The organism is Mesorhizobium sp. M7A.F.Ca.US.006.04.2.1, from assembly GCF_004022915.1.
Lineage (GTDB): Bacteria > Pseudomonadota > Alphaproteobacteria > Rhizobiales > Rhizobiaceae > Mesorhizobium > Mesorhizobium ciceri.
Genome location: NZ_RZQA01000863.1, coordinates 1 through 2,652, shown reverse-complemented (window position 1 = coordinate 2,652; position 2,652 = coordinate 1). Strand labels below are relative to the sequence as shown.

The 2,652-nt window shown below is 66.6% G+C and carries 1 protein-coding gene; it reads left to right on the top strand.

Annotation, left to right across the window (positions count from 1 at the left end; translation table 11 throughout):
- A partial coding sequence (locus EN925_RS31320; RefSeq protein ID WP_128337183.1) for an AsmA-like C-terminal region-containing protein occupies positions 1-2,652 on the top strand: 2,652 nt, incomplete at both ends.

Below are 2,652 nucleotides of genomic sequence, written 5' to 3'. Positions count from 1 at the left end.
GCTGGTCATCGAGCCCGACGGCAATGCCGGCGTCGTCAATGGGGCTGCCGTCTACTCCGGCCAGTTCAAAATCTCCGGTGCCGACAAGAACAGCGCCGAGCTGCGCGGCACCGATGGCGAGACGGTGAAAGTCTCGGCCGGTAAGCCCGATCCGGGCTTTCGGCTGAACGGCAAATTTTCGCTCGACCACCAGAAACTCGGGGTCGACGAATTCCGCTTCGAGACCGGGCCGCTCGACAACCCCTACACCGCCGATGGCAAGGCTTCTGTCGATCTCGGGCTGAAACCGAGTTTCGCCATCGAGGCCAATGGCGCGCAGGTGCAGTTCGACGAGGCGGTGGGCGCCGAAGCCGGCGCCGGCCTGACGCTGGACCAGCGCATCGCGGCGTTCGAGCAAGCGCTGCTCGATATGCCGAAGCCGACCATCCCCGGCACTGTCGAGGTCAAGCTGCCGGCGGTGGTGGTCGGCGACACCACGGTGCGCGACGTGCATCTTTCCGCCGAGCCGGTCGATGGGGGCTGGTCGGTGAAATCGCTTGCCGCGACCTTGCCCGGCCGCACCACGCTGGAAGCGGATGGCATGCTGGTGCTCAATTTGGAAGGGCATTTCGGCTTCAACGGCTCGCTGCTGCTGGCCGTGGCGCAACCTTCCGGCTTTGCCGCCTGGCTGTCGAAGGATGTGGACGAGGCGATCCGCCGTCTGCCGGCCGCCGGCTTCAAGGCCAAGGTCGACCTCTCGCAGAAGCGCCAGGCCTTCAGCGATCTCGAACTGATCCTGGGCAAGGCGAAGTTTTCCGGCCGCATCGATTCCAGCCAGCCCGACGATGCCAAGCCCTCGGTGCTGATGCGGCTCGAAGGCGGTGATCTCGATGTCGACGGGCTGGCGGCCTTCGCCTCGATCTTCGTCAGCGACAAGGGCGCCAATCGCTTTGCCGACCGCGACCTCGATTTCCAGATCAAGGCCGGGCCGGTCAACGCCGGCGGGTTGACCGCCGACACGGTCGACACGGCGCTCAGGCTGCGCGACGGGCTGCTCGAAATCGACCGGCTTTCGGTGGGCGGGCTGGCCGGCGCCTCGATCAGCGCCACCGGCCGGATCAAGGATTTCCCCGCGAGCCCGACCGGCAAGCTCGATGCGTCGGTGGTTGCCGTCGATCTGAAGCCGCTGATCGATGTCGCCGCCCAGCACTATCCCGACAGTGCCGTGCTCAAGGGACTGTCGAGCCGTGCTGCTGCCTATCCCGAGCTGTTCCAGGATGCGCGCATCGACCTGGTGGCCAGTGCGGCCGACAATGGCGACGGCACCACGGGCCTGGCGGTGAGCGGGCAAGGCAAGGCCGGCGGCTCGGCCTTTTCGGCGTCGCTGTCGGGGAAGGGCGCGGTGGACAAGCTTCTCGAAGCGCCGGTGGCGCTGACCTTCAACGCCAAGAACCCTGATGCCACCGCGCTGCTGGCGCTCTATGGCCTGCCGGCGCTGCCGCTCGGCATGCTGGGCGAGGCAAACACCGATATTCAGGCCAAGGGCACGTTTGGCGGCGGCCTGGCGACGAATTTCAGCCTTGCCGGCAATGACTTCAAGGCCGGTTTCGAGGGAACGATCGCCGACACGCCGCAAGGCCTCGCCGCCAAGGGCAAGCTCAGCCTCGATGCCGCCGACATCGAGCCATGGCTGATGACGTCGGGCATCGGCCTGCCAGGCATGGGGGCGGGCATGTCGACGTCGCTCGCCGCGCAGGGCGACTACGGCAACGGCCTGCTGGTGCTGGACGAACTCAGCGGCGCCATCAACGAAGCGGCGGTGTCCGGCGACGTCAATATCGATGTAAAGGACGGCGTGCCACATCTGGCCGGGGCGCTGGCGCTCGACGAACTCGACCTCGATCCCCTGGCGGTGGCGCTGTTCGGCGACTCCGCCTTTCTGGCCGACAAGGAGGGCGCAGCCAAAGACCGGGCAGGCAAGGGTGGCGTGTGGCCGGCGACACCGTTCAGCCAGAAATCCAGCCTGCCATTCACCGCCGACCTCGACCTGACGACGGCAGCACTGGCCGCGGGCCGGTTCGCCACCGCCTATGACGCCGCCTTTTCGCTCAAGCTCGACCAGGAAGGCATCCGCGTTTCGGATCTCAAGGCGAAGTTGCTGGGCGGAGCGCTGACCGGCCTATTCGAGTTGAAGAACAACAACGGCACCGGGCTGTTCTCTGGCCAGATGAAACTGGCGGGCGCCGATCTGGCGACCGTGCTGCCGGATGCCGGCATCAGCGGCATCGGCGATTTCTCGACGGCGCTGTCAAGCAGCGGCAAATCGGTCGAAGGGATGGTGGCTGCCTTGTCAGGCTCCGGAACTGCGGCGTTGAAGGGCGTGAAAGTTGCTGGCCTCAATCCAGATGCGTTCAGTGCGTTCCTCGCCAAGGCGGATGCGATCGGGCGCGACATCGATGCGGCCAAGACCGCCGGCTTCGCGCCCGAGATCGCCGCTGATGGCAGTTTTGCCGCCGGCGATACCGACATAGCCTTCACGGTTGCCGGCGGCACGCTGCGGGCGCCGCCGGTCAGCCTGGAAAATCCAGCGGCGACCTTGTCCGCCGACATCACGGCGGATCTCAACGCGGCCACGGTGTCGGCCAAGGGTGCGATCACTTATCAGCCTGGCGA